The sequence below is a fragment of the Photorhabdus noenieputensis genome (genome assembly GCF_018448935.1).
In the GTDB taxonomy this organism is placed as follows: Bacteria; Pseudomonadota; Gammaproteobacteria; order Enterobacterales; family Enterobacteriaceae; genus Photorhabdus; species Photorhabdus noenieputensis.
In genome coordinates this window covers 26,457-52,896 of record NZ_RCWC01000036.1, presented here as the reverse complement: position 1 = coordinate 52,896, position 26,440 = coordinate 26,457, and the positions used below count along the sequence as shown (strand labels likewise).

The 26,440-nt window shown below is 42.0% G+C and carries 25 protein-coding genes and 1 pseudogene; 13 read left to right on the top strand and 13 right to left on the bottom strand.

What is annotated here, in order from left to right:
• Positions 1-3: 3 nt before the first annotated feature.
• The 5 genes from tssG to tssB are packed head-to-tail and all read right to left on the bottom strand — an operon-like array spanning position 4 to position 5,312.
• Positions 4-1,056 (bottom strand): type VI secretion system baseplate subunit TssG, encoded by a 1,053-nt coding sequence (tssG, locus tag EAE91_RS19545; protein ID WP_214089943.1) that lies wholly within the window; start codon positions 1,054-1,056, stop codon positions 4-6.
• Positions 1,020-2,864 (bottom strand): type VI secretion system baseplate subunit TssF, encoded by a 1,845-nt coding sequence (gene tssF, locus EAE91_RS19540; protein WP_214089942.1) that lies wholly within the window; start codon positions 2,862-2,864, stop codon positions 1,020-1,022. The genes tssG and tssF overlap by 37 nt, the downstream gene beginning before the upstream one ends.
• Before the next feature lies 1 nt (position 2,865).
• Entirely contained in the window at positions 2,866-3,306 is a 441-nt protein-coding gene (tssE, locus tag EAE91_RS19535) for a type VI secretion system baseplate subunit TssE (RefSeq protein WP_214089941.1), read from the bottom strand.
• Between the two features lie 6 nt (positions 3,307-3,312).
• The gene (tssC, locus tag EAE91_RS19530; RefSeq protein WP_214089940.1) at positions 3,313-4,791 is read right to left on the bottom strand and encodes a type VI secretion system contractile sheath large subunit; all 1,479 of its coding nucleotides are present in this window, start codon (positions 4,789-4,791) and stop codon (positions 3,313-3,315) included.
• Between the two features lie 23 nt (positions 4,792-4,814).
• Positions 4,815-5,312, bottom strand: a complete 498-nt coding sequence (gene tssB / locus EAE91_RS19525; protein WP_214089939.1) for a type VI secretion system contractile sheath small subunit — start codon at positions 5,310-5,312, stop codon at positions 4,815-4,817.
• Between the two features lie 932 nt (positions 5,313-6,244).
• Between tssB and EAE91_RS19520 the strand changes: the two genes are divergently transcribed.
• The 3 genes from EAE91_RS19520 (at position 6,245) to gorA (ending at position 9,725) form a co-directional block, all read left to right on the top strand.
• Positions 6,245-6,763, top strand: a complete 519-nt coding sequence (locus tag EAE91_RS19520; protein ID WP_036780207.1) for an Hcp family type VI secretion system effector — start codon at positions 6,245-6,247, stop codon at positions 6,761-6,763.
• A gap of 656 nt (positions 6,764-7,419) precedes the next feature.
• On the top strand, positions 7,420-8,262 hold the full coding sequence (locus tag EAE91_RS19515) for a 23S rRNA (adenine(2030)-N(6))-methyltransferase RlmJ (protein ID WP_214089938.1): 843 nt from the start codon (positions 7,420-7,422) through the stop codon (positions 8,260-8,262).
• A gap of 110 nt (positions 8,263-8,372) precedes the next feature.
• Positions 8,373-9,725 carry a glutathione-disulfide reductase gene (gene gorA / locus EAE91_RS19510; protein WP_214089937.1) on the top strand — a complete coding sequence of 451 codons (1,353 nt, stop codon included), beginning with the start codon at positions 8,373-8,375 and terminating at the stop codon, positions 9,723-9,725.
• Between the two features lie 131 nt (positions 9,726-9,856).
• Here gorA and mobB read toward each other — a convergent pair whose 3' ends face one another.
• Both mobB and mobA read right to left on the bottom strand, forming a co-directional pair.
• Positions 9,857-10,375, bottom strand: a complete 519-nt coding sequence (gene mobB, locus EAE91_RS19505; RefSeq protein ID WP_214089936.1) for a molybdopterin-guanine dinucleotide biosynthesis protein MobB — start codon at positions 10,373-10,375, stop codon at positions 9,857-9,859.
• Positions 10,372-10,962, bottom strand: coding sequence for a molybdenum cofactor guanylyltransferase MobA (mobA, locus tag EAE91_RS19500; protein WP_214089935.1), 591 nt, complete (start codon positions 10,960-10,962; stop codon positions 10,372-10,374). The genes mobB and mobA overlap by 4 nt, the downstream gene beginning before the upstream one ends.
• A gap of 322 nt (positions 10,963-11,284) precedes the next feature.
• Between mobA and EAE91_RS19495 the strand changes: the two genes are divergently transcribed.
• The 4 genes from EAE91_RS19495 to spfP all read left to right on the top strand — a co-directional run bounded on the left by EAE91_RS19495 (position 11,285) and on the right by spfP (position 17,077).
• On the top strand, positions 11,285-12,277 hold the full coding sequence (locus EAE91_RS19495) for a serine/threonine protein kinase (RefSeq protein ID WP_214089934.1): 993 nt from the start codon (positions 11,285-11,287) through the stop codon (positions 12,275-12,277).
• Positions 12,278-12,297: 20 nt separating this feature from the next.
• Positions 12,298-12,921 carry a thiol:disulfide interchange protein DsbA gene (dsbA, locus tag EAE91_RS19490; protein WP_214089933.1) on the top strand — a complete coding sequence of 208 codons (624 nt, stop codon included), beginning with the start codon at positions 12,298-12,300 and terminating at the stop codon, positions 12,919-12,921.
• Between the two features lie 406 nt (positions 12,922-13,327).
• Positions 13,328-16,117 carry a DNA polymerase I gene (gene polA / locus EAE91_RS19485; RefSeq protein WP_214089932.1) on the top strand — a complete coding sequence of 930 codons (2,790 nt, stop codon included), beginning with the start codon at positions 13,328-13,330 and terminating at the stop codon, positions 16,115-16,117.
• Between the two features lie 912 nt (positions 16,118-17,029).
• Positions 17,030-17,077, top strand: coding sequence for a small protein SpfP (gene spfP / locus EAE91_RS25240; RefSeq protein ID WP_438361642.1), 48 nt, complete (start codon positions 17,030-17,032; stop codon positions 17,075-17,077).
• 81 nt (positions 17,078-17,158) lie between these two features.
• Here spfP and yihA read toward each other — a convergent pair whose 3' ends face one another.
• Positions 17,159-17,791: a ribosome biogenesis GTP-binding protein YihA/YsxC gene (yihA, locus tag EAE91_RS19480; RefSeq protein ID WP_214089931.1), complete on the bottom strand. Its 633-nt coding sequence runs from the start codon at positions 17,789-17,791 to the stop codon at positions 17,159-17,161.
• Positions 17,792-18,098: 307 nt separating this feature from the next.
• Between yihA and ppiA the strand changes: the two genes are divergently transcribed.
• Positions 18,099-18,668 carry a peptidylprolyl isomerase A gene (ppiA, locus tag EAE91_RS19475; RefSeq protein ID WP_214089930.1) on the top strand — a complete coding sequence of 190 codons (570 nt, stop codon included), beginning with the start codon at positions 18,099-18,101 and terminating at the stop codon, positions 18,666-18,668.
• A gap of 99 nt (positions 18,669-18,767) precedes the next feature.
• Here ppiA and EAE91_RS19470 read toward each other — a convergent pair whose 3' ends face one another.
• Positions 18,768-19,118, bottom strand: coding sequence for a YcgJ family protein (locus EAE91_RS19470; protein WP_214089929.1), 351 nt, complete (start codon positions 19,116-19,118; stop codon positions 18,768-18,770).
• 243 nt (positions 19,119-19,361) lie between these two features.
• Here EAE91_RS19470 and EAE91_RS19465 point away from each other — a divergent pair, with 243 nt between their 5' ends.
• Together EAE91_RS19465 and argD are read left to right on the top strand one after the other, a co-directional pair.
• Positions 19,362-19,937, top strand: coding sequence for an aminodeoxychorismate synthase component II (locus EAE91_RS19465; RefSeq protein WP_214089928.1), 576 nt, complete (start codon positions 19,362-19,364; stop codon positions 19,935-19,937).
• 123 nt (positions 19,938-20,060) lie between these two features.
• A complete protein-coding gene (gene argD, locus EAE91_RS19460; protein ID WP_214089927.1) occupies positions 20,061-21,272 on the top strand; it encodes a bifunctional acetylornithine/succinyldiaminopimelate transaminase in 1,212 nt (403 codons plus the stop codon).
• A gap of 49 nt (positions 21,273-21,321) precedes the next feature.
• Here argD and crp read toward each other — a convergent pair whose 3' ends face one another.
• Positions 21,322-21,954, bottom strand: a complete 633-nt coding sequence (gene crp, locus EAE91_RS19455; protein ID WP_010848517.1) for a cAMP-activated global transcriptional regulator CRP — start codon at positions 21,952-21,954, stop codon at positions 21,322-21,324.
• Between the two features lie 320 nt (positions 21,955-22,274).
• Here crp and EAE91_RS19450 point away from each other — a divergent pair, with 320 nt between their 5' ends.
• A complete protein-coding gene (locus EAE91_RS19450) occupies positions 22,275-22,682 on the top strand; it encodes an OsmC family protein (protein WP_036780242.1) in 408 nt (135 codons plus the stop codon).
• Positions 22,683-22,807: 125 nt separating this feature from the next.
• Here EAE91_RS19450 and EAE91_RS19445 read toward each other — a convergent pair whose 3' ends face one another.
• The 3 genes from EAE91_RS19445 to EAE91_RS19435 are packed head-to-tail and all read right to left on the bottom strand — an operon-like array spanning position 22,808 to position 24,891.
• A complete protein-coding gene (locus EAE91_RS19445) occupies positions 22,808-23,677 on the bottom strand; it encodes a phosphoribulokinase (RefSeq protein WP_214089926.1) in 870 nt (289 codons plus the stop codon).
• 18 nt (positions 23,678-23,695) lie between these two features.
• Complete coding sequence (locus tag EAE91_RS19440; protein WP_139656215.1) at positions 23,696-23,914, bottom strand: YheU family protein; 219 nt, start codon at positions 23,912-23,914, stop codon at positions 23,696-23,698.
• Positions 23,911-24,891 (bottom strand): hydrolase, encoded by a 981-nt coding sequence (locus EAE91_RS19435; RefSeq protein ID WP_214089925.1) that lies wholly within the window; start codon positions 24,889-24,891, stop codon positions 23,911-23,913. Before EAE91_RS19435 ends, EAE91_RS19440 begins: the two co-directional genes overlap by 4 nt.
• 104 nt (positions 24,892-24,995) lie before the next feature.
• Here EAE91_RS19435 and EAE91_RS19430 point away from each other — a divergent pair.
• A pseudogene (locus EAE91_RS19430) lies at positions 24,996-25,088 on the top strand (LysE family translocator); the annotation flags it as partial.
• Between the two features lie 497 nt (positions 25,089-25,585).
• Positions 25,586-26,107, top strand: coding sequence for an AidA/PixA family protein (locus tag EAE91_RS19425; RefSeq protein WP_214089924.1), 522 nt, complete (start codon positions 25,586-25,588; stop codon positions 26,105-26,107).
• Positions 26,108-26,440: the final 333 nt, after the last annotated feature.

The window sequence follows — 26,440 nt, the reverse complement described above, 5'->3', positions numbered from 1 at the left end:
TCTTTATCCACTCACTGAAATCGTGATAAAGGGTTTCTTTTCCGGCTCGCCAAGAAAGCTGGTCCACCCTAGGTTATTGTTTAATTTCGTGCCAAGTACCATGCCGCCCGCTTGGTTTTCGGCCAATCCAAGACGCAGATCCCAAGCCATCTGATCACGCAGGACAAAACAGAGAAACATTACCAATGGCAGGAAATTTTTGCCGTCTGGGAGAAATGACAAGAAGTGTTCACGAGAGAGATTATTGATACATAAAATAAATTTACTATTACAGCTTCTCACCCATGAACCGAGGAAAAAGTTTTTTCCTATTACAGACTGTTGAACTTTTTGTTTCTGTCCCCTTATTTTCAGCATTCCACCCAAACGGTTTTGTTGTGATGGCTCGATAGCGATTTTTCTGATTTGCCAGCCGTGTACCGTAACATCCGGTAGATCAAAACAGTGTGAAACCAAGCTGCATATCACTTCCGGTGATCGACCGGGGCTGGCTAATAAGCCGGCATAGGCCAGCATTTTGCTATGGTTGATATTTAAATGAGAACGGTTCACATTACTGCCAAGTCCCACCAAAGCAAACATACGCTGAGAAAAATCGTCTTGTCCGTTTTTGTCAAAACAGATGTAATAACGGTATTTCCGCCAGATCTGATGGAGCATGACAATAGAGCTGTGATTGAAGATATTAAGGAAGTTAGTCAGTCGATTTTCATCTTGGGCGTCTTCCCATGCCAATGAATCAAGGTAATAACCTGGCATAGGCGATTGGCTGCCATGTAGCCCCAGAAAAGAGACTTCCACCTGGAAACGTCCCTCCTTAGAACGTTTCGCAGAGACAATATCTCTGGTTGGGAAAGCCAGGCTGGCGCTGGATTTAAACTGAATTGCTTCACGGTCCGGACGGTTGGTTTGCCCAGTTTTTTCCCACGCTACCGCCAATTGGTTGAACAATTCGACCAATTGATGAAAGTTATACCTTGACACATCTAATATCTGATTTTGTGGCGAGTTTTCACTCGTTACATCAACGCATGTTGACCTGTTTGTTCCGGCCATTGATAACATTCCTGATTATCTAAATTGATCACCTTCAACATGTGGAAGGAGTTAACGCTGGCATATAAGGCAAAAAAGCGTGACAGTATGTTGCAGAACATATAGAGCTCTCCTTCAGAACAGAAAGCCTGTTGCCGGATATACAATGTTGATTCCGAACCACGTACCGGGAGACCTTTAAATAGTCGGTCTATTTGCCTCGTTTCAATCCGCTCAATTGCATCTAGCCGTTTTTGTGATGAGCGTGAGGATTGCCGGTTATATCGGCTGGGGAGATCGTAAGTTCTTAGTACCGCCTTTAGTGCATCTTTGTCCAATAATGTCATATAGTTCAGCGACATATTGGAAATAAGCGACCAGTGATACTCACCGCTCATCAATGGATAGAGTGGAACGGATGGACGGGTTATGTTGCGGAATGTCGCAAATGACGAGTTTCCCGATAAAGGGTAATCAATATCACCTACCCGGAGTTGCAGTGGCAGTTCGCGATTGGTGCACGTCAGCCGAATAGAGACATTTTCCTCACTTAATAGAAGTTGAGATTCATCACCACGGACAAAAGAGATGTAATGCTCAAGCCCTTTGCGAAATGGGGATTCCTTGATTCTGATACGGAAATAGCGAGTATTGAGTTCGCTTTCATGTTCGATTTGATGGTGAAAACTTTCGAATGGCACATAAGATCGTCTACCATCGCGGCTTAGTTTAGGTTTACCATCAGGCCCGACTAGCCAGCTTTCTACTTTATCAATAGAGAAAATATCGTAGCGATCAGGATGGCTATAATTCGCTCTTAATGGATATTCAGATTGGCTGCCATTTAGCTGAATAACTTCACCATCCATTGGGAAGAGATTGATTGCCGGAACGCAATGTAACCGAAAAGTATCTTGACGGATTTTGATTTCTGGTGGCAGAGCTTCTGAGAAATAGAGATTCAGCGTGAAATCTGTGGTTTTAAGATCTGCCGGTAATTTAGGGATGCCAGTGACATCGAAAAACAAAAAACCTTCGGAAAAACAGAAATACTCTTGTAAGACGCGATAACCCATATAGGCATTTTTCGGGTAAGGCAATAGGGCGTCCTCCCGATTAAAACCCACTGGAACGAAGTCAAAATCCGGCAATGAAATCGTGGTATTGCCTACGACAAGTTTTGCGTCTTCAAGGTAATAACTAAGCCAGAAATAGAGTTGTGTACTGCTGTAATCATCGCCGCTTAGATAAAAACGCAGCTTATCAAGTTGCAGTTCCTGTAAGGTAAGCTCTGTTTTTGAGGTGAAATTTAGACCGATGACACCTTGCTCGTTACTGTTATTGACAGAAATGTCCCGGATGGACATTGGAAACAGCCAGACATCGCGACATAAAGTGAAAGTACAGCGGTTGCCTTGACCTGTTTTTTGAGTATTGGTATCGCTTAAGTAAGTATCTTCATCCTCATCATCTTCGTTATCATCTGCCAGTGGACGGCTTTTGATTTGAGTTCCACGCTGAATTTGCGTAGCTTTTGTGATGGCACTGTCATTAGGCGTATATTGGATAATGGTCATGCTAGGCGTTGGCCGCAGGTAATTTGGCCATAGCATGTGCAGCAATCCATGAGTCAGTTCAGGGAATTGATCATCAATTTTTGCCCGCAAATTACCCGTAAGAAAGGCAAATCCTTCTAGCAGACGCTCAACATCCGGGTCAGAGCCTTGTTCAGACAAAAATGAGGCGAGGTGAGGATGTTCAATTGCGGCTTGTCGCCCCAATTGTCTAAGGTAATCCAGTTCCTCTCTAAAATATTTTTCAAGTGACATTTTATTGAGTCCTCTCTAGGCAATAACGCCGGTTGTTATCCAGTTGAATGTTAAATTCAACAGCGTCATGAATATCATCTAGGGATACTTGGGCGCTGATGTGAAAACGTAACAACAGCGGATCACTATCATCGTGGATTGCATTGACAGTGACTGACGATATTCTTGGTTCATAATTTGTGATGCAATGCACTATTGCTTGCTCAATACTCTGTTTAAAGTCAGTTGCCGTGGTTGTGGCGTCATTGAGATCAATGACGCCAAGATCAGCCGCACTCTGACAAGCACCCGGATGAGTATTAAGAACATGATTCAGGTGCCGTTTTATGGAGTTGAGCAGTTCACGCATTCTTGATTGGCGGGAAGAACCGGAGTTCTTCCCCTGAATACGCTCGAACAAGCTGGCAGACCCTTCTCTATTCCAACTGTACAGCGCAGCCATGACTCATTACTCCTTATCCAGACGGCCTACTAGTGACAACTCAAAGCTGGCTCCCATATATTTAAAATGAGGGCGAACTTGCATTGCCACTTGATACCAACCTGGATCTCCTTCCACATCCAAAACCTGAATTTGGGCAGAACGCAGAGGGCGACGGCTACGGACATCCGTTGGTGGATTTTCCTGATCAGCAATGTACTGTTTCAGCCAGGTGTTCAGTTCACGTTCCAAATCCTGACGCTCTTTCCAGGAACCAATCTGCTCGCGCTGTAACACTTTGATGTAGTGTGCAAGGCGGTTGATGATGAACATATAGGGCAGTTGAGTACCCAGTTTGTAGTTGGTTTCAGCCATTTTCCCTTCGCGAGTATTTGGGAAAACTTTTGGCTTCTGGACTGAGTTGGCAGAGAAGAATGCAGCGTTGTCACTGCCTTTACGCATCGTCAGAGTGATAAAGCCCTCTTCCGCCAATTCGAATTCACGACGATCGGTAACCAAAACTTCTGTCGGGATCTTGGCTTGGATCTGTCCCATTGCTTCGAACAGGTGAACCGGTAGATCGCTAACAGTACCCCCGCTTTGTGGGCCGATAATGTTCGGACACCAGCGATATTTGGCGAAGCTGTCAGTTAAACAAGTTGCCAGCAGATAAGCGGTATTACCCCACAGGAAATGTTCGTGATCTTTGCTGACATCTTCCTGATAGTTAAAGTTTTTAATTGGGTTTTCGACGGTTGAATAAGGTAGACGCAGCAAGAAGCGCGGTGCTGTCAGACCGAGGTAACGTGAATCTTCCGATTCGCGCAGCGAACGCCATTTGGTGTGTGCCGGGCCTTCGAAGACAGATTTCAGATCCTTAATCGCTGGCAACTCGGTAAAGCTACTGATACCAAAGAAATCAGGTGCCACAGAAGAGAGGAATGGTGCGTGCGCCATTGCACCAACCGCGCTGACGTATTGCATGAGTTTGATATCAGGCGAGCTACTGCTGAATGCATAGTTACCGATGACCGCAGCAACTGGTTCGCCGCCAAACTGACCATAACCTGTTGAGTAGACATGTTTGTATAAGCCTGATTGGATGATTTCTGGCGAAAATTCGAAATCTTCCAGTAACTCTTCTTTGGTCGCATGGATGATATTGATTTTGATGTTTTCACGGAAATCGGTACGATCAACCAGCAATTTGAGTGAACGCCATGATGATTCCAGCTCTTGGAATGCTTTGGCATGCATAATTTCATCAACTTGAGTGCTGAGTGTCTTATCAAGCTCAACAATCATTCTATCAACGACAAGCTTGTTGACAGGTTCTTCGCTAGCACCGGTATCCAAAATACTGCTGATAAAAGCGGCAACACCCTGTTTCGCGATATGGTAACCATCATTTTCCGGTGTCATTCTTGCCTGAGACATAATCTCGTCAAGCAAAGAGGTAGTGGACCCTGGGGTTAATGTTGTACTGCTCTCTTCATGCAAGGACATGTTAAAAACTCCTTTTTAGTCAATTACTTTTGATTGACGATTTCAAGCTCTTTTAGAAGTTGTTCACGGACTTTCTCATCACCCAATAATTCCTGTAAGCGGGTGCGGAACGCAGGAATATTTCCTAATGGCCCTTTTAGTGCGACAAGTGCCTCACGCAGCTCTAAAAGTTTATTTAATTCAGGCACTTTCTTCGCGACGTTATCGGGTGAGAAATCATTGAGTGATTTTATTTCTAGGTTAATTGGCAGGTCATCTCCGCTATTATCTTTGAGGCGATTGGGGACACTAAAAGTGAGGTTGATATTGGCTTCATTCATCACGGCATTAAAGTTATTTTTGTGCACAGAGACAGCTTGCCGTTCTTCAATTGGCATATCTTCTTTTGTTCCTTTAAGGTCACCGACGATAAGCAGGTTGAGAGGTAATTCAATTTCGGCTACCTGATCACCGGTATTCGGAACGTATTTGATATTAATCCTTTCTTTTGGCGCTACGCTACCTGAACTATTTTTACTCATGTTAAAATCCTTTGGGTAATACAATTAGGAAATTAGGAATTATCTGATAACAATATTGATGAGAGAGTTGCCCTTGATACCTGCCTATATGTGACGGAGAACATAAAATTCCCCCAGATTAAGAAACGGGAGATTCACTGCATTGAATTGGATAGTAAGCTGACTTTCTATGAGCATATAGATAAATACGAAATTCAGAATATTCTTACTCATCGAGCAGTAGCATCAATATAGAATGCTTTGTAAAGTGGAGTTTCGCATTTTGTTTTTTTATTGTAAAGCTAAAATATATGTAGATATACCCCCCTATTCGGCATTTTGATGATTTTATGATATTTGGCAATAAGTTACAATTAGGTGTTTTCTTAAGCTGTTTATTGGTTAAAGAACTCCATATAGTTATTGATTAACATCTGTTTTTTTGTATTTATGAGAATTTGATGATTTTTTGTTTCATTGTGTAACAAAGTATTTCTAAATGTATTTTTGTTTACATCTTGGAGTTAATTTCATATTGAAAATATCAACTTGGTTATTAACTAAGTGAATAATCTGAATTTTTTGATCCAGCTCTCAATTTTTAATTGCCCAAAATATAATTTAGGTGGGAATTGTTAAAAATGTTTTATTTCATATAGATATGTCATGCCGCTTTTAAATTAAATCAGTGCGAACAGTTAATTATTCTGTGAATTAATAAAATTGTAAAGTTATTTTTCAAAATGGCATTGATTATAATATTTTTATTTGTTGGTGATGGAGTGATAATTTTGCAATTTAGATTTTATTTTGAAACGAGCTGGTTGGTATTTATTATTCGTTTCAGCGTTCAGTGTATTTATAAGTGATCTTTCCCAAGAGGAAATAATCACTATTGAAATTAATATGAGCGTTACCTTAATGTTGACTCAATCTCTATAAAGGATATTTTTATGCCAACTCCATGTTATATTTCCATCACAGGAAAAACACAGGGTAATATTACTGCGGGTTCATTCACTGCTGAATCAGTGGGTAATATTTATGTTCAAGGCCACGAAGATGAAATGCTGGTTCAAGCATTTGATCATGTCGTCACCGTTCCAACTGATCCTCAATCAGGTCAGCCTTCAGGTCAGCGTGCTCATAAACCATTCCGTTTTACAGTTGCATTAAATAAATCTGTTCCATTGCTTTATAACGCATTGGCTTCGGGTGAAATGCTGACGAGTGTAGTACTGAAGTGGTATCGCACTTCTGTTGAAGGGAAACAAGAGCATTTCTTCACTACGCAGTTGGAAGATGCCACTATTATCGACATCGATTGCAATATGCCTCATTGCCAGGACCCAACAAAAGCTGAATTTACTCAGTTGGTTCGTGTTTCTCTGTCTTATCGTAAGATTAACTGGGAGCATACAACCGCAGGGACTTCCGGCGCAGATGATTGGCGTGCACCTATTGTTGCCTGATAGGTAATATAATCATTCAGCCAATGAAATATCTCTTCATTGGCTGAAAAGCTTAATTTTTCTTTATTTTAAGTTGAAGATTTTTAATAACTGTCTTCAACTTTTTCAGCTTTTTTTGATTTTTTTCTTCCTTTCCTTATTAATTTTTTACACGTATTATTTAACGATATTGCTTAATTGTTCAGATAACTCTTGCATCACTTTTGCTATCTTTCCTTTTGATTATTTTTTCATAGTAGGCGTTAACATTTTTTAGCCCTGTTTCTGATTAGTGATTTGGTAAACATCAACATAAGGGCTTGTATATCTAAGTGATCGTTTAATGCCTTTTTTAATTTCGTAACTTTTACTTATTGGCTATTCGTAACTTTTACTTATTGGCTATTCGTAAGTATTACTTATGATGATCAGTGAAAATATAGATAGCATCACTTGCTTAAATATTGCATTGCATTCGGACATAATTTTCTACTTATCCTAAATTTTAATTAATATAACAGAGCTTGCAGAGGAGGAAGTTCAGCAGTCTGCCATTTTTATCACTAATAGGGCTATAATAGAGCCTTACTATCTGTCTCATCTACTGGGATGGGTTTCTAGTTGTCAGGCACTCCGTCTGACAATCAACCTATTCTCTGCTCTGGGGTCTGAAATTAATGCTCAGTTATCGCCACAGTTTTCATGCTGGTAATCATGCCGATGTGCTCAAGCACACTGTACAAAGCTTAATCATTGAATCTCTTAAAGAAAAAGAAAAACCTTTTCTCTATCTGGATACGCATTCTGGTGCGGGTCGCTATCAACTCAGCAGTGAACATGCTGAACGTACCAGTGAGTATCTGGAAGGGATTGCCCGCGTCTGGCAGCGTGAGGATTTACCGCAGGAATTGAACGCTTATATGAGTGCAGTGGCTGCACTGAATCAGAGTGGTAACTTACGTTACTATCCGGGATCGCCTTTAATTGCCCGCTATTTGTTACGGCAGAATGATAAGTTCAATCTGACAGAACTGCATCCGAGCGATTTTCCTTTATTACGTAATGAATTTTCCCGCGATAACCGCGCCAGAGTTGTGCGTGAAGATGGTTATCAGCAATTAAAATCACAATTGCCACCGCTGAGTCGCCGTGGGTTCATTCTTATTGATCCACCTTATGAACTGAAATCGGATTATCAGGCGGTTGTACAGGCAATTCAGGAAGGTTATAAGCGTTTTGCAACCGGTGTTTATGCGCTGTGGTATCCAGTGGTATTACGCCAGCAGATCAAACGACTGGTTAAAGAGCTGGAAGCAACGGGCATTCGCCGTATTCTACAAATTGAGTTGGCTGTCCGGCCTGATAGCGATCAACGAGGTATGACTGCCTCTGGCATGATAGTGATTAACCCACCTTGGAAACTGGAACAGCAGATGAAATCGGTGTTGCCGTGGTTACATCAGGTTCTGGTGCCGGAAGGAACTGGTCACACTTTGGTTAAATGGGTGGTGCCAGAATAGCTTTTAACAATGGCAGCGAGAGCCAGAACCATCGCGACTGTTTGATATTTTTTGCCATAATAGGCTTTGGGTATTAACTCCCTTGAATTGATTAGATGGAAACAATCCGGATGAGCAAACATTACGACTATATAGCGATTGGTGGTGGCAGTGGCGGCATAGCATCAATTAACCGTGCGGCTATGTATGGGCAGAAATGTGCCTTAATTGAAGCCAAAGCATTGGGTGGAACGTGTGTCAATGTGGGGTGTGTGCCGAAGAAAGTGATGTGGCATGCGGCGCAAATTGCTGAATCTATCCACCAATATGGGCCAGATTATGGCTTTGATACGACAATCAACCGCTTTAACTGGAAGACACTCATTGCCAGTCGTACTGCTTATATCGATCGTATCCACCAGTCTTATGGACGTGGATTGGGTAACAATAAAGTTGATGTGATCCAGGGGTTTGCCCGTTTTGTTGATGCACATACTGTTGAAGTGAATGGTGAAAAAATCACCGCAGATCATATTCTTATTGCGACAGGTGGCCGTCCCGGGCGGCCTGATATACCAGGGTCAGAGTATGGTATTGATTCTGATGGTTTTTTTGCATTGGAAGAGATGCCAAAGCGGGTTGCGGTTGTTGGCGCAGGCTATATTGCTGTAGAAATTGCCGGTGTATTGCATGCACTTGGTAGTGAAACCCATCTATTTGTGCGTCAACATGCACCGTTGCGCTCTTTTGATCCGATGATTGTTGAAACACTCTTGGAAGTTATCAATACCGAAGGACCTACTTTGCATACAGAGTCGATACCAAAATCAGTAAGTAAAAATGCGGATGGTAGCCTGACCTTGCAACTGCAAAATGGCAAACAACAAACCGTTGATACCTTAATCTGGGCTATTGGCCGTGAACCTGCAACGGATAATCTGAACCTGTCTGTAGCCGGTGTTGAGGTGAATGAAAAAGGCTACATCAGAGTTGATGAATACCAGAACACGAATGTGAAAGGTATTTATGCAGTAGGTGATAACACCGGTGCAGTAGAATTAACTCCCGTTGCGGTTGCAGCAGGTCGTCGTCTGTCTGAGCGCTTGTTTAATAATAAACCAGAAGAGCATCTGGATTACACCAATATTCCAACCGTCGTATTCAGCCATCCGCCTATTGGCACTGTGGGGCTGACTGAACCTCAGGCGAAAGCGCAATTTGGTGAAGAGCAGGTGAAAACTTATCAATCTTCTTTTACGGCGATGTATACTGCTGTCACTCAACATCGCCAGCCGTGCCGGATGAAATTGGTATGTGTCGGGCCGGAAGAGAAAATTGTTGGCATTCATGGCATCGGCTTCGGAATGGATGAAATGCTGCAAGGTTTCGCTGTTGCGTTGAAGATGGGGGCAACGAAGAAAGACTTTGATAACACGGTTGCAATTCATCCCACTGCGGCGGAAGAGTTTGTAACGATGCGGTGATATTGTTGAACCCTATCGATAACATTTTTCTAAAGGCCGATTTCATTCGGCCTTTCTCTTATCAATGGTTGTTTTTGATCTTGTGCCTGTGTTTCGGAAGTTTTCTATTGCTGAGTACAGGCGGAAGTGACTTAACGTTCCGTATACAGCCATTCGACAATAAAATCAGCTACCTGTTCAGGTTGATTGATATTCAATTGTGGCAAAATAGTTTCCAATTTTTCATCACTGGCAACAGCAATCACATGTTGATCAAGAAGATCGCTTAATCGGTGGTTAAGAGTGTTGCGGTATAGAGCGATCTTGTTGATTGGCTCATCTTTAAAACCTTCCACTAGAATCAGATCCAGTGAATTTGGATCAAAACGGCTGGTAAGATAGTTCAAATCTAATTCCTGTAAATCTGGCGTTTCTGTCATTAATGCCCAGCGTTGTTGGTTGGCGACCAGAGTTTGCTCTGCACCGGCTTTGCGCAGTTCATAACTGTCTTTGCCCGGTTTATCTACGTCCATATCATGATGGGTGTGTTTTATCAGGCCAACCCGGATTTGCCGCTGACGTAATAGTGGAATCACTTGTTTGAGAAGTGTAGTTTTTCCTGTTCCGCTATAGGCTGTAATACCTAGTAGCGGCAGCGGTTTGGTACTCATTTTTTGATCTCCTGTGTATTCTCCCAATGTTGGCAATCTTCCGGTGTGTTCAGATTAGTAAAAGCAGTAGGATTATCATCAAACTGAACAGCTATCGCTCTGATCTTATGCATAAACAGTATCAATTTGCGATCACCGTTAGCCAGATAATTTTCTAATTGAGAAAAAAGACTGCGGTGTAGTAAAGCGATGGTAGGGTGAGCTCGGTTGCCATCATTTACATAGGCTGCTAATGCTTGCTGTTTTCCTTGCCATAAGCGAATGACCAAATCAGTAGGGAGATTTGGTACATCACAAGGAACAAACATAACCCAGTCGTGACTAGCTGATTTTAGGGCTGTCAGCATGCCTGAAAGGGGGCCAGAGAAGTCTGGTGTTAAATCTGGAACAATTTGATAACCACTTTGTCGGTAAATATCTGGATTGCGGTTAGCGTTGATGATTAATTCATCTACTTGTGGAAGTAGTTTATCCACAATATGTTGGTACAGTGGTTTTTTATTTAGGAAAATTAGCCCTTTATCATTGCCGCCCATGCGGGTAGCGCGACCTCCCGCAAGGATCACACCGCTTATTTTTGGTTGCATAATGTTCAAGTTATCAACTGAGGTAGTTATTACTGAATATAACTCCTTTTAGCTCGATTATTTGGGCTCAACTAAGCGTTTTTAAAATAGGAGCACCGGATAACTTGCTGATAAAAGGGTCATCTTTACGCTTATTGACAGAGCAATCCTTTCTCTATGCGGTCATCCCTGTTAATTTGTATAGGCTTTATTGGTAAGGGGTTCGGTATGAAATGCCATTTATCTGCATTGACTAATAGCTGAGAAAGGTTCACCAAGTGGATTTTCAAACTGCGCTATTGCATGCCGTGGCGTTATTACAGATTAATCAAGAGAATAGAATGTGCTAACAAACCAGTCTGCTTTTAATTTCCGGGAGTTAACACCGGATTTGATTATGGATGCATTGGTGCAGACCGGGCTGTATGTCGATTCCGGGCTGACAGAGCTAAACAGTTATGAAAACCGTGTTTATCAGTTTATAGATGAAGATCGTAAACGTTATGTTGTGAAATTTTACCGGCCACTACGTTGGGACCAGCAGCAGATTCAGGAGGAGCACGATTTTGCTTTGGCGTTACAACAGGCTGATTTACCTGTTGCGGTGCCTTTGGTATTTAATAAACAAACTTTGCTGACCTTTAAGGATTTCTTTTTTGCCGTTTTCCCAAGCATTGGAGGGCGTCAGTATGAATCCGATAATCTCTTTCAGTTAGAGGATGTAGGGCGTTTGCTAGGGAGAATTCATCAGATTGGCTGTCGGCAAAAATTCACTTCTCGTCCAACTATCGGGTTAAATGAGTATCTGCATCAGCCACGACAGTATTTGGCTGCATGTGAGTTGGTTCCCGAGGGACAGAAAAGGCAATTTTTGGCAGTATTGGATGATTTGATAAATGCCGTAGCATCAAATTGGCGCGATGATTGGCAAATATTGAGGCTTCATGGTGACTGTCATCCGGGTAATATCTTGTGGCGTGACGAAGCTTGGTTTGTTGACCTTGATGATGCTCGTAACGGTCCGGCAATTCAGGATTTATGGATGCTGCTTCATGGCTCGCGTCAGGAACAACTATTGCAGCTAGATACACTGTTGGAAGCCTATAGTGAATTTGCAGATTTTGATCCGAAGGAGTTGTCATTAATAGAGCCATTGCGTGCTATGCGGATGATCTATTATTTGGCATGGGTTGCCCGACGTTGGCAGGATCCTGCTTTTCCCAAGGCGTTTCCTTGGATGACAGATACCGATTTTTGGTTAAAACAGACGTCACTTTTTTCTGAACAGATTAAGCTGTTACAGGAATCACCTTTGCAGCTTAACCCGATGTATTAATGTTTATCATGGAGATAGTTATGAAGAAGTTGTGGTTAGCTTTAGTCGGAGTGGTGATGGCATTTAGCGCATCTGCCGCCAATTTTACCGAAGGAAAACAATATACTGAATTGAAGCCGCCGGTGGCGGATCAACCACCGGTGTTAGAATTCTTCTCTTTCTATTGCCCCCACTGTTATCAGTTTGAAGAGATTTTTAAAGTTCCTCAGACGGTAAAACAGCATTTACCGGAAGGGACAAAACTTGTCCGTTATCATGTGGATTTTTTAGGGCCGCTGGGTAAAGAATTGACGACGGCTTGGGCTGCGGCAATGGCAATGGGTGTTGAAGACAAAGTGACTCCGGTGCTGTTTGAGGGTATTCAGAAAACACTGGTTATTAAGACTCCGAATGATATTCGCAATGCCTTTATCAAAGCCGGGGTGACGGCTGAGGATTATGATGCTGCCATGAGCAGTTTTGTGGTGAAATCCTTAGTTGTTAAGCAGCAAAAAGCCGCTCAGGATTTGCAACTGCGAGGTGTACCGGCAATGTTTGTTAATGGCAAGTATATGGTGAAAAATGACGGTATTGATGCCACTTCTGCTGATAACTATGCGAAATCCTATTCAGACGTTGTTAACTTCCTGTTAAATCAGAAGTAATGTTGATGGCTCTGAAATAGAATCACGTAAGCATGTGCCGGAGTGAGAACCTTTGGCACAATATGTGTCAGAAAGACTTGCGTGTCAGAAAGACTTTTTTGTAAAACAAACTTTGGTTATATCCACAACTCTGTGATCTATAAGGCAATATGACAGTTTTATGACTAAGATTATAAGTCATTGATTTTTTACCTAGGGTTGATAAGTTTTTTTTATCAGCGATCAATACCTGAATAAAACTTGTAATATCTATACACAAAGTTATCCACAGAATTTATAGCAGGATGTGAATATCTGAATCGGGTTTCAGTAAAGAAAATTCACATAAAATTCGTTTCCTACTTCTTGCTGTGGCATCCTATTTCCTTATCACACCCGTAACAAATACAGATAATGAAGAAGATTTATGGCTCAGATAGCAGACAATCCCCTGATTTTGGTTGATGGCTCCTCATACCTTTATCGTGCTTATCATGCTTTCCCTCCGCTGACAAATAGCGCAGGGGAGCCGACCGGAGCTATGTATGGTGTATTGAATATGCTACGCAGCTTGATAATGCAGTACAAACCAAGCCATGTAGCGGTGGTATTTGATGCTAAAGGCAAAACTTTTCGTGATGAATTGTTCGCTGAGTATAAGTCTCATCGTCCTCCTATGCCGGATGATCTGCGTACTCAAATAGAACCGCTACATCAGATGGTCGAAGCTATGGGATTACCATTGCTGGTGGTACCAGGAGTAGAAGCTGATGATGTTATCGGGACTTTGGCGTTACAGGCAGAAAAAGAGGGGCGTGCGGTACTTATCAGCACTGGCGATAAAGATATGGCGCAACTGGTAACGCCAAATATCACGCTTATCAATACCATGAATAACACCATTTTGGGGCCGGAAGAAGTCGTTGAAAAGTATGGTGTGCCGCCAGAGCTGATTATCGATTTTCTGGCATTAATGGGAGACTCTTCTGACAATATTCCTGGCGTACCTGGGGTGGGAGAAAAAACCGCACTGGGATTACTGCAAGGGATTGGTGGTATGGATGCTATCTTTGCCAATCTGGATAAAATTGCCGGGCTCAGTTTCCGAGGGGCGAAAACGCTGGCGGATAAGATGGTGCAGCATAAAGATGTCGCTTATCTCTCCTATCAACTGGCAACTATCAAAACCGATGTTGAGTTGGATAAAACCTGCGTCGCTTTGTCAGTCAAAGAGCTTGATACGGAGAAACTGCATCAGTTGTTTTCTCGTTATGAGTTTAAACGCTGGTTAAGTGATGTGGCAAACGGCGATTGGCTGGCAGAGAAAGGCAAAAAACCGGTATCCACTGGCAATGATGAATCATCTCCGACGGAAGATAAATCTGTTGCGGCCACACTCTCTTCTGATAATTATCAGACTATTCTTGATCAGCAACGCTTTGATGAGTGGATTGAGAAACTGAAAAAAGCACCGGTTTTTGCTTTTGATACTGAAACTGACAGCCTTGATACTTTGACTGCTAATCTGGTGGGAGTGTCATTCGCGATTTCTGCCGGCGATGCGGCTTATCTACCTCTAGGCCATGACTATCTGGGGGCACCAGAACAACTTGACAGAGAAGTTGTGTTGTCTGCATTAAAACCGCTACTTGAAGATAGTAACCTGCTGAAAATTGGTCAGAATATTAAGTTTGATCGTGGCGTGTTGGCGCGTTACGGCATTGAACTGCAAGGCATTGCTTACGATACCATGCTGGAATCTTACGTACTGAATAGCGTTGCAGGCATGGGTCGGCATGATATGGATAGCTTGGCTGAACGTCATTTGAATCATAAGACCACGACGTTTGAAGAGATTGCTGGTAAAGGTAAAAATCAGCTCACTTTTAATCAGATCCCGGTGGAACAGGCCGCAATGTACGCCGCAGAAGATGCAGATGTTACTTTATTGCTGCATCAGGCTATGTGGCCGCAATTGGAAAAAGTACCGACGCTAGAAAAGGTATTCCTGAATACAGAAATGCCATTGGTCATGGTGCTTTCCCGTATGGAACGTACAGGCGTACTCATTGATGCAAATATTTTAGCTGAGCATTCAAAAGAGATTACTGCCCGTCTGGATGAGTTGGAAAAAGAAGCACATGAATTGGCAGGTGAGGTTTTCAATCTGGCTTCGCCAAAACAATTACAGACGATATTGTTTGAAAAATTGCAATTGCCGGTGGTAAAGAAAACGCCAAATGGTGCGCCATCCACCAATGAAGAGGTACTGGAAGAGTTGGCAGATACCCATGCATTGCCGAAAGTGATCTTAGAGCATCGTGGGTTGGCAAAATTGAAATCCACTTACACCGATAAATTACCACAGATGGTCCATCCGCTGACCAAACGGGTGCATACTTCCTATCACCAAGCGGTAACGGCAACCGGGCGTCTCTCTTCACGTGATCCTAATTTGCAAAATATCCCTGTCCGTAATGAAGAGGGCCGCCGCATTCGTCAGGCATTTGTGGCTCCTGAAAGTTACCGGATTATGGCTGCTGACTATTCTCAGATTGAGTTGCGGATAATGGCTCATTTATCTCAGGATCAAGGATTGTTGAAGGCTTTTGCTGAAGGGCAAGACATTCACCGGGCAACGGCGGCGGAAGTCTTTGGTGTGCCACTGGAACAGGTAACCAGTGAGCAGCGCCGTAGTGCCAAAGCGATTAACTTTGGTTTGATCTATGGTATGAGTGCATTTGGTCTTTCCCGTCAGTTAGGGATTCCTCGCGGTGAAGCTCAACGCTATATGGATCTCTATTTTGAGCGCTATCCGGGGGTATTGGCGTATATGGAGCGTACTCGTAAGCAAGCGGAAGAGCAGGGTTACGTTGAAACGCTGGATGGTCGTCGTCTTTATCTGTCAGATATCAAATCTCGTAATGCCATGCGCCGTAAGGCAGCAGAACGTGAAGCTATTAACGCGCCAATGCAGGGAACTGCGGCGGATATCATCAAAAAAGCGATGATTGCGGTGGATGATTGGATTGTCAGTGAAGAACCGAAAGTTCGTATGATTATGCAGGTTCACGATGAGCTGGTATTTGAGGTTCATGAATCAGAACTTGAATATGCAGAACAGAAAATTCGTGAATTGATGGAGAAGAGTATGGTGCTTGATGTTCCACTGAAAGTAGATGTAGGTATCGGTGACAATTGGGATCAGGCGCATTGATATTTTGAATTAACAGTGATGGCTGAGCTGTTATTTGGCTCAGCCTTTTTTGAATTGTTTACAATAAACAGCAATGTTTAATAGCTCTGCTAATCATAGTCACCATGTGCTCTGGTGTCACCGCCTCCCCAAGCCACTCTCTTGCTATTTACCCGTATGGCTATAATGATCATTATTACTGTAATTACTATATCTTGCAGATTTACAGTATTGTTTAATAAAACTATCGTCAGTATTTATATCTGGCGAGAAATTATTGGGTTGGTTCATTACATTCTCCTGATAAGGTTATATCGGATTTACCTTTGCCCACAGGGAGTCTGTGCCATGAAACCTATCCATTGTGGGTAAGTTATATTGTTGTTTTAATTAAGTAATATTAATTGATTAATGTGGGCAAGTGTATAAGAAAAAGCTATCAGATGATTATATGGCTGATATATTTTTGCAAAACAAGGCTTTCATGAGCTGTGATATTATGTTTGGTATTTATTTAAGTTTTTGAAAAAAATCAAATTATATTCTAATTCTTCGTGTTTCCTTAATCTTCCGGCTGGGAAGATATAGTGGATGAAACAGAGCAATTTTTGTTTTTCCATTTAGCAATATTACTAACCTGGAGGTAGATAAGTGTAATGTGAAACGGTTACTGGGCGGTTTTAAGTTCATGTGTTGCTGTAAAGTCAACATAACTAATGTAATATTTTTTGTACTCATTAGTACTGATCTGTTGTCCATGTAATGCATATGTAGATCCAGATCGCATAAATATGTAATTAAACTACATTTCATGGCGTCAAAATGAGCAAACTCCCCGGCTGAATCGAGATCATTTCTGAAAATAAATTACAAAAAGGCTTTTTCTAATAAATAAAATAGGGTAGAGTTATTGGCGTAGGGTACAGAGGTAAGATGTTCTATCTTTCAGACCTTTTACTTCACGTAATCGGATTTAGCTGAATATTAGCTGCCCCAGTCAATTTTGACTGGGGCATTTTTTTCATCTGAATTTAATACGTAAAAGTATAAAGAAAGGATGGATTAACTATGGTTTTCAACTTGAACGGTTTTCTGGCTGAACCATATATCCAGTTTCTGTTGTAGTTTATCAATACCGATTTTTTTCGGGGCCGAGAAATATTCCACTTGAATATCCCCATTAAGCGCGAGCAGGGCGTCACGGACCTTATTTAGTTGACTTTTACGGGCACCAGATGCCAGTTTGTCGGCTTTAGTCAACAACACCATAACCGGTACTTGCATTGCGACTGCCCATTGGATCATTTGCTGATCAAGATCTTTCAATGGGTGACGGATATCCATCAGCACGATCAGTCCAATCAGGCATTCACGTTTTTGCAGATATTCACCCAATGCTTTTTGCCATTTGCGTTTCATCTCTTCTGGTACTTCGGCATAACCATAACCCGGTAAGTCAACCAGGCGAATACCTTCTTCTACTTCGAATAAATTGATGAGTTGCGTTCGGCCAGGGGTTTTACTGGTACGGGCAAGGCTTTTCTGTTTCGTCAGAGCATTCAGAGCGCTAGATTTACCTGCATTTGAGCGACCGGCAAACGCGACTTCAATGCCCATATCTTGAGGCAGATGGCGAATATCAGGTGCACTCGTGATAAAACGGGTCATATGATAGTTGTGGTTTTTGATGGTCAAAATGATTATCTCCCTGAGAAATGCACTGAATATATGGCAAAGGAGATTATACCGATAGCCACTGTTGGTTGACAGGATTAAAAATAATGACATATTGCTGATGGGTTGAACTGAGCTTGCTATTTTGTTATCGATGATGATCCGGTTTGTGAAATAAAATCTAACCTATTATTGAAAGGATGAATTTTTCTTCAAAGCCCCCGTCGATTGATAGCGTAAATGTAGGTAAATATTGAGCACGATGTTGAAGAGATTATTAGAATTGATTCAGTTTGTGTTGTTGACCTTAATAATATAGGAACCCAGAATGTTTAAACGTATTTTAGTAGCACTTGTAACTGCATCTTCTCTGAGCGCAATGGCACCTCTGGCTTTGGCTGTGGGGGAAACCCATGTGAAGCTGACAACAACGGAGGGGAATATTGAACTAGAATTAAATAACCAGAAAGCGCCAATTACAACGAAGAACTTTATTGAATACGTTAATGAGGGTTATTACAACAATACAATCTTCCATCGGGTAATCCCTGGATTTATGGTACAGGGTGGCGGTTTTACCAAAGATTTGCAGCAGAAAGCGACTAAAGCCGCTATTAAAAATGAGGCAGATAATGGGCTGCGCAATTTACGCGGAACTATCTCTATGGCACGTACCGCCGATAAAGACAGTGCTACCAGCCAATTTTTTATTAATGTGGCAGACAATGCTTTCCTTGATCATGGCCAGCGTGACTTTGGTTATGCAGTATTTGGTAAGGTCGTAAAAGGCATGGATGTTGTGGATAAAATTTCTCAAGTCAAAACGGAAAACGTTGGTCCATATCAGAATGTACCGGTTAAACCGGTTGCTATTCTGTCGGCGGAGATTATTCCTTAATTTTTTTCTCTCACTTTGGCTGTGGCAGTTTCTGGTCTTCCGGTTAACTCTCATCAGATTAACAAACTGGCCTGCATTAAATGAAGGCCAGTTTCGCCGTTATTCATACATCTTTTGGGTAAATTCTTTATTTACTTCGGTTCGTGGATAATATCTGTCTTTGTAACATTTTTTCTCTTTACTCTCACAGTGTACCCCATTACTTAAAGTGTAAGATGAAAAGTCAATATCTTTCCCATCACCAAACTCTTTTTTCAGGCGTTCTACCGCTTTTTTCCCTAAATACCTTTCGGTTAATTTTAGCGATAGCCCTTGTTGATCAGAGCAATATTTTCCTTTTTTATCACAAACCACACCTTTTTCCGGGAAGAAAATGTTGGCAGCTTTAGTCACAGCCAGCGTGGAGAAGGACAGCAAAAAAAGAGATGCTATAATCAGTTTTGTCTTCATAACAATTACCTTTACTTATTGAATATCAAAATAGAGCATATGTTTTGTAGGGTATGAGAGTAAGTTGATTGAGAAAAAAACAGCCATTGATTTTGTTGTACTATGCTACAAATATTGATGTGCTATGATAGCCGCCCCGTTGTCGCGAGGCTGTTTTACCTGGAGCCAGTTGTGCAGGATAAACAAATTGCAGGAGTGGCAGGGCAACAAATACAGCGATAAAAATGAGTAGGATAGACTCCTATGTTACTAATAATAGATAACTATGATTCTTTTACATATAACTTATATCAATATTTTTGTGAATTGGGTACAGATGTTTTAGTTAAGCGCAATGATGAACTGCAACTTGAAGATATTGAGAGATTGATGCCTACTCATCTGGTGATTTCCCCAGGCCCTTGTACCCCAAATGAAGCAGGAATTTCTCTGGCTGTGATTTCTCATTTTTCGGATAAATTGCCGATTCTTGGTGTTTGTCTTGGACATCAGGCAATTGGGCAGGCGTTTGGTGCCAGCGTGGTAAAAGCCAGGGAAGTGATGCATGGAAAAACTTCTGCTATTCACCATAATCAGCAAGGTGTGTTCAAAGGGCTTAACCGGCCATTAACGGCGACTCGTTACCATTCATTGGTGATTGCCGCGGAGACATTACCAGCCTCATTTGAAGTCACCGCATGGAGCCAGCATAATGGCAATGTCGATGAAATTATGGGCATTCGTCATCGCACTTTACCGCTGGAAGGGGTGCAGTTCCATCCTGAAAGTATTCTCAGTGAACAAGGTCACCAGTTACTGAGCAACTTTCTGAGATATTAACCAGATACCGATAATTTCTTCATTTATCCATCTTTTTCATTTGCCCATCTTTGATTTTTTATGCATATTCAGTGATTATAATTTCACTTCTGAATGGTGTATATATAAAAAACGGGTGGGAAAATGAAGGGGCATACCGCAGTAGATAGAAACACATACGATCAAGTTATGTTGCCAATTTATTCACCGGCGCAGTTTATTCCGGTGAGAGGGCAAGGTAGTCGTGTATGGGATCAGCAAGGGAAAGAGTATATTGATTTTGCGGGTGGTATTGCTGTTGTAGCTTTGGGCCATTGTCATCCTGCGTTAGTGGATGTTTTGAAGCAACAAGGGGAGAAACTTTGGCATATCAGTAATATTTTTACTAATGAACCGGCTTTGATTCTGGCGCAGAAACTGATTGATGCGACTTTTGCTGAGCGGGTATTTTTTGCCAACTCAGGAGCGGAAGCGAATGAAGCGGCATTTAAGCTGGCTCGCCACTATGCAATTACTCGTCACAGTCCCTATAAAACCAAAATTATCGCATTTCATCAGGGTTTTCATGGTCGCACCCTATTTACTGTCTCCGTGGGTGGTCAACCAAAATATGCTGATGGTTTTGGGCCAAAACCCGCGGATATTATTCATGTGCCTTTTAATGATTTAGATGCAGTGAAGGCCGTCATAGATGACCATACTTGTGCTGTTGTATTGGAGCCTGTTCAGGGAGAAGGGGGAGTCACGCCGGCAGCGCTGGCATTTATTCGTGGGTTGCGTGAGCTTTGCGATAAGCATCAGGTGTTGTTGGTGTTTGATGAAGTGCAAAGTGGGATGGGACGTACCGGTAAGCTATTTTCTTATATGCATTATGATGTTACTCCGGACATCATTACCACGGCAAAAGCATTGGGAAATGGCTTCCCTATCAGCGCTATGCTGACAACAGAGAATATTGCTTCCGCGATGGTACCGGGAACTCACGGTACAACTTATGGCGGTAATCCGTTGGCTTGTGCAGTTGCAAATGCTGCTTTTGATATTATTAATACACCAACGGTTCTGGAGGGAGTTGAAAAACGCCATAATTTGATGGTGAATTTTCTGAATGATATCAATCAGAAATATTCGATATTTGGTGAAATCCGAGGAAAGGGTCTGTTGATTGGTGCGGAACTTAAAGCGCCGTATCAGGGAAAAGATAAAGATATTCTGCAACTGGCGGCTGAAAATGGCTTAATGCTGTTGAGTGCGGGTGGTGATGTACTGCGTTTCACGCCTTCGTTGATTATCAGTGAAGAAGAGATTGCTCAGGGTATGGAACGGTTGGAGCAGGCAATTAGCCAGTTGGTGTAATTAAGCACAAGAGAAATCAGCGCAGGATTATGCGCTGATTAATCAAGCGTTAACGTGTACCGTAAACAACAATAGTTTTACCGTGTGCGGAGATCAAGTTTTGATCTTCTAACATTTTCAGAATACGACCAACTGTTTCGCGGGAACAGCCAACAATCTGACCGATTTCCTGACGCGTGATTTTGATTTGCATTCCGTCTGGGTGGGTCATTGCATCTGGTTGTTTCGCCAGATTCAATAAAGTTTGGGCAATCCGGCCGGTAACATCCAGAAAAGCCAGATTACCGACTTTCTCAGAAGTTGTTTGCAAACGGTTTGCCATTTGGGCAGATAAACGCATCAAAATATCCGGGTTTACCTGAATCAGTTGACGGAATTTTTTATAGGAGATTTCAGCCACTTCACAGGCGCTTTTGGCCCGTACCCAAGCTGTACGCTCTTGCCCCTCTTCAAATAATCCAAGTTCACCAATGAAATCTCCCTGATTTAAATAGGAGAGGATCATCTCTTTGCCTTCTTCATCTTTAATCAAAACCGCAACAGAGCCTTTTACGATGTAGTAAAGCGTCTCTGCTTTCTCGCCTTGATGAATAAGCGTACTTTTAGATGGATATTTATGAATATGGCAGTGTGACAAAAACCATTCAAGAGTGGGGTCTGTTTGTGGCTTGCCGAGAACCATTCGTTTCATCCTCTGTTGTTATCGCTGCCTAAATAACACGAGAATCTAAAAGTTTCTCGTCAGGCTGGCTTATAAAGACACTAGCTTAACATATTAGTTTGTTGAAAAACTGACAGATAAGGGTTTTATATAGGTTATCTGAAATTTGAACCTTACGTATTGATCTTAACCTATATATACCTGGCTCGCTTCTGTTTTTAACACAGGAAAAGGCTTCTGTCTTGTCTTGTATTGTTTCAGCATAATAAACTGCTCATTAGATTGCCAGTTTAATACTGAAAGAGTAGGCTTGGATGCAAAGAACGACTTAAGAGGTATTTATGCAAGCGCGGGTAAAATGGGTTGAAGGATTGTCTCTTTTGGGGGAGTCATCTTCCGGTCATCAGATCATGATGGATGGCAATGCTGGCGATAAGGCACCGAGTCCGATGGAAATGGTATTAATGGCAGCCGGTGGTTGCAGTACGATTGATGTAGTTTCTATTTTGCAGAAAGGCAGGTACGACATAAGAGATTGTGAAGTAAAATTAACTTCCCGCCGTCGTGAAGAGGCTCCACGCTTGTTTACCCATATTAATCTGCATTTTATTGTTACAGGTAAGGATTTAACAGATAAAGCGGTTGAGCGTGCCGTCATGCTGTCCGCGGAAAAATATTGCTCTGTTTCATTGATGTTAGGGAAATCAGTTGAAATTACCCACAGTTTTGAAATTAAAGATATAGATTGAGAAATTATTTCTTGATTCAAAAATAACAACAGGTAACTAATATTTCAGTTACCTGTTTTCTTAACTGAATAATATAAGACGTAAATTTTAACTGCCGAATTTTCTAAATTTACCTCAGGCGCTGATTAACAAATTTTTTCCCCTTCCAGCAATCGCTGTACCAATGGCGTCATAATTAATTCCATTGCTAATCCCATTTTTCCGCCGGGGACCACGATGGTATTAATGCTTGAAACAAATGAGCCTTGTAACATTGCTAACAAGTATGGGAAATCAATTTGAGTCAGATCACGGAAGCGGATGACAATGAAACTTTCATCCAATGATGGGATGGCTTTAGCTGAAAATGGATTGGATGTATCAACGGTGGGGACACGTTGGAAGTTGATATGTGTTCGCGAGAATTGTGGCGTAATGTAGTTGATATAATCATCCATAGAACGCACGACGGAATCCATCACGGCTTCTTGTGAGTGCCCTCGTTCTCCGGTATCGCGGATAAGTTTCTGTATCCATTCAAGGTTGACAATCGGTACAACTCCCACCAGCAGATCAACATGACTGGCAACGTTATGTTGTGGTGTAACAACACCGCCGTGCAAACCTTCATAAAACAGCACATCGGTCTGCTTGGGTAGAGATTCCCACGGCGTAAAGGTACCGGGGAGCTGGTTGTAAGGGACGGCATCGTCATAAGTATGAAGGTACTTCCGACGGCGGCCTTCACCGGTTTCACCATAGTCAATCATGGTTTTTTCCAGCATGCCAAAATCATTGGCTTCCGGCCCAAAATAACTGATATGCCTGCCTTGCTCTTTGGCTTTACGGATTGCGGCATCCATTTCGGGACGGGTGTAACGGTGGAAACTATCTCCCTCTATCTGTGCTGCACTGATGTTAAGTTGCTGGAAAATCTTACGGAAAGCTAAACTGGTGGTGGTGGTTCCGGCACCGCTGGAGCCGGTAATTGCAATAATCGGGTGTTTGACAGACATTCAGTAAACTCCATAATGTTAAGAATGGAACATTTCTTTTGGCACAATATTGATGCTCTCATGCAGTTCAGACCACACTAGCATAACATCTCCCCGTTCCAACTGACGGCGAATGTCGGCGACCTTCTGCTCCAGCGATTTTTCATCTTCGCCATAATCAGTGCCTTCCCGCAGGACAAAGCTCTCGATCAAATTTAGCAGAGTTTCTGGTTCCAGTTGTTGCCACGGAATAATCATTGTGGTTGCTCCAGATAGGATGACAGCCAGCTTGGGATACGTTGTTCCAGCCACATTTGTGGTTTCTTCAACGAACCACTGACAAAGCCGACATGTCCACCGTATTCTGTCATTTGGTATTCAATATTCTTGGGTAACATTTTGAGATCAGGGACAACTTCCGGTGCCATAAAAGGATCGTCTTTAGCATGAATAATCAGCAGTGGCACAGTAATATCAGGCAGACGCGGCAGAGCACTGCACTGGCGGTAGTAGTCCGCTGCATTTTTAAAGCCGTGGATTTTTGCGGTTACAATTTCATCAAATTCTCGAATATGTTTCAATCTTTTTACCTGAGACAGATTGATGGGGAGTAAACCGGGGTAGCGTAACAATTTACGGGTGGCATTACGTTTCAGGCTATTAAGTAAATAGCGTTCATAAACCTGAGAAAATCCTTTTTCTATCCGAAGAGAACAGGCTTCCAGCATCAAAGGGGCGGAAACAATGACGGCAGCACTGATCTGGGCGTCTGTTTTTTCTTCTGCCAGATAGCAGGCCAGCATATTACCGCCGACTGAATAACCTACGGCTGAGGTGGGTGCATCACCGTAGGTCTGTTTTAACCAGCTCAGAAAATAACGGGCATCGCTTGTTTCGCCAGAATGATAGAGACGCTTTTGGCGGTTCGGCTCACCACTGCATCCGCGGAAATGCATGACAACCCCAAGCCAGCCTTTTTCCCGGCAGATATGAAGCAAACCGTGGGCATAAGGGCTGTGGAAACTGCCTTCCAGACCATGAAACAGGATCAGCCGTGGTTTATGTGCTGCGGTGGCAGGATCTTCACTCCACGCCAGATCAACAAAATCGTTATCCGGTAAATTAAGTCGTTGCCAATATGGTTGCAGTTCAGGATACCGCCGCACCAGACGCGGGAGTAGTGTCTGCAAATGCGGATTACTGGCTCCGGTTAGAGGACGAAAGATATCAGTCATAATGGTTTCGAGTTAAATTGATTAGTTATCTTGTATGGTGAATAACATACTGATATTTTCTGTGAAAGGGAAACGCCATTGTTCAGGATGAAAGGTAACTCTTCATGACAGCAAGCCTGATTTTTGCATTGACGACTTTTTTGTTCATTTCTGCCATTACCCCGGGTCCAAACAACATGTTGCTGACTTCATCAGGCGTTCAGGAATGAACACAAGCCGATGTCTTGAACATTTCTGGTAAAAATGAATTACTCGCTAATGGGAGAGTCGGGATTATAGGTTGGCCCTTATTGGTGCTATCTATGTAGAGGAAAAACCTAATAGTGGGATGAATTACTTTCGGCGAATATAGTCTTTAAAAATAGCTTATATTTAATAAATTACTTTAGTTCTGATAATATCAGCGTGGAATAATATTATTGCTTGAAGGAGATGTAATTTCGTTAAGTTTATGGTTTTATTGATTGAACTAAACATCTCTATAAATGCTATATATTTCAATGTGTAGATTTAATAAATATAGCATATCCGTGATGTTCTTTAAGCGGGGGTTTTTAACTATCACAAAAATCTTCTTGTCATTTTCATTAATTGTACTAAGATTTATATGCGGCTTAGAAGTTTACTTTGTGCTGTATTCTTTTGCTAGTTATATATTATACGCGTTTTATATTAATTTAGTGAGGATATTGCTATGTCACAAAGAATTACTGATATATTGGTTGCTGTTGATGTAGAGCGTATGTTGAGCTCCCTTAGTAAGGTTAAGGATAGATATAATCTAATTGATCAGCAATGTATTCATATGATGACCTACGATGGAGTAGTTATATCTGATCAAGGGGGAAGTGAACTGAATATTGCTGCCGGAATAGGTGATGTTATTCGCTGGCGTGAAGTTACTCTATCTGCTGATGCTAATTATTCTATTGTTTTGTGTTATTTTTCTCCCAGCGCAGATCTAAGCAAATATCTTACTCCTGCTCAATTAATACCTGGCTTTAAATATATTCCTTTTCTGAAAAGTATAGACCCACTACAAGTAATACCTGGACCGAGGGTTCAAAATCATTATTGGGAATGTTCTGTTATAGATAGACCTGAATCTGAAGCAATTAAACTCCAATATACCTTTGACTTCACGGTATATGATAATACTATGAAACCAGTGGGGTACGGTAAATGGGATCCCTTCATAACTATTACAGCTTATTGAGCATCTTCTTAGTAAGGTTTGCTAGCTTACTCGGGACTAAATCTGGGTCTTGTGAGTAGCTTTTTATGTGCGCCCTATCGGGCGCACTCATTCAGAAGTGAAAGACTTTTTATATCGGTAAGAGGAAGTGTTAGTCAGCAGCAGTGGGAGTAGTGTCTGCAAATGCGGATTACTGGCTCCGGTTAGAGGACGAAAGATATCAGTCATAATGGTTTCGAGTTAAATTGATTAGTTATCTTGTATGGTGAATAACATACTGATATTTTCTGTGAAAGGGAAACGCCATTGTTCAGGATGAAAGGTAACTCTTCATGACAGCAAGCCTGATTTTTT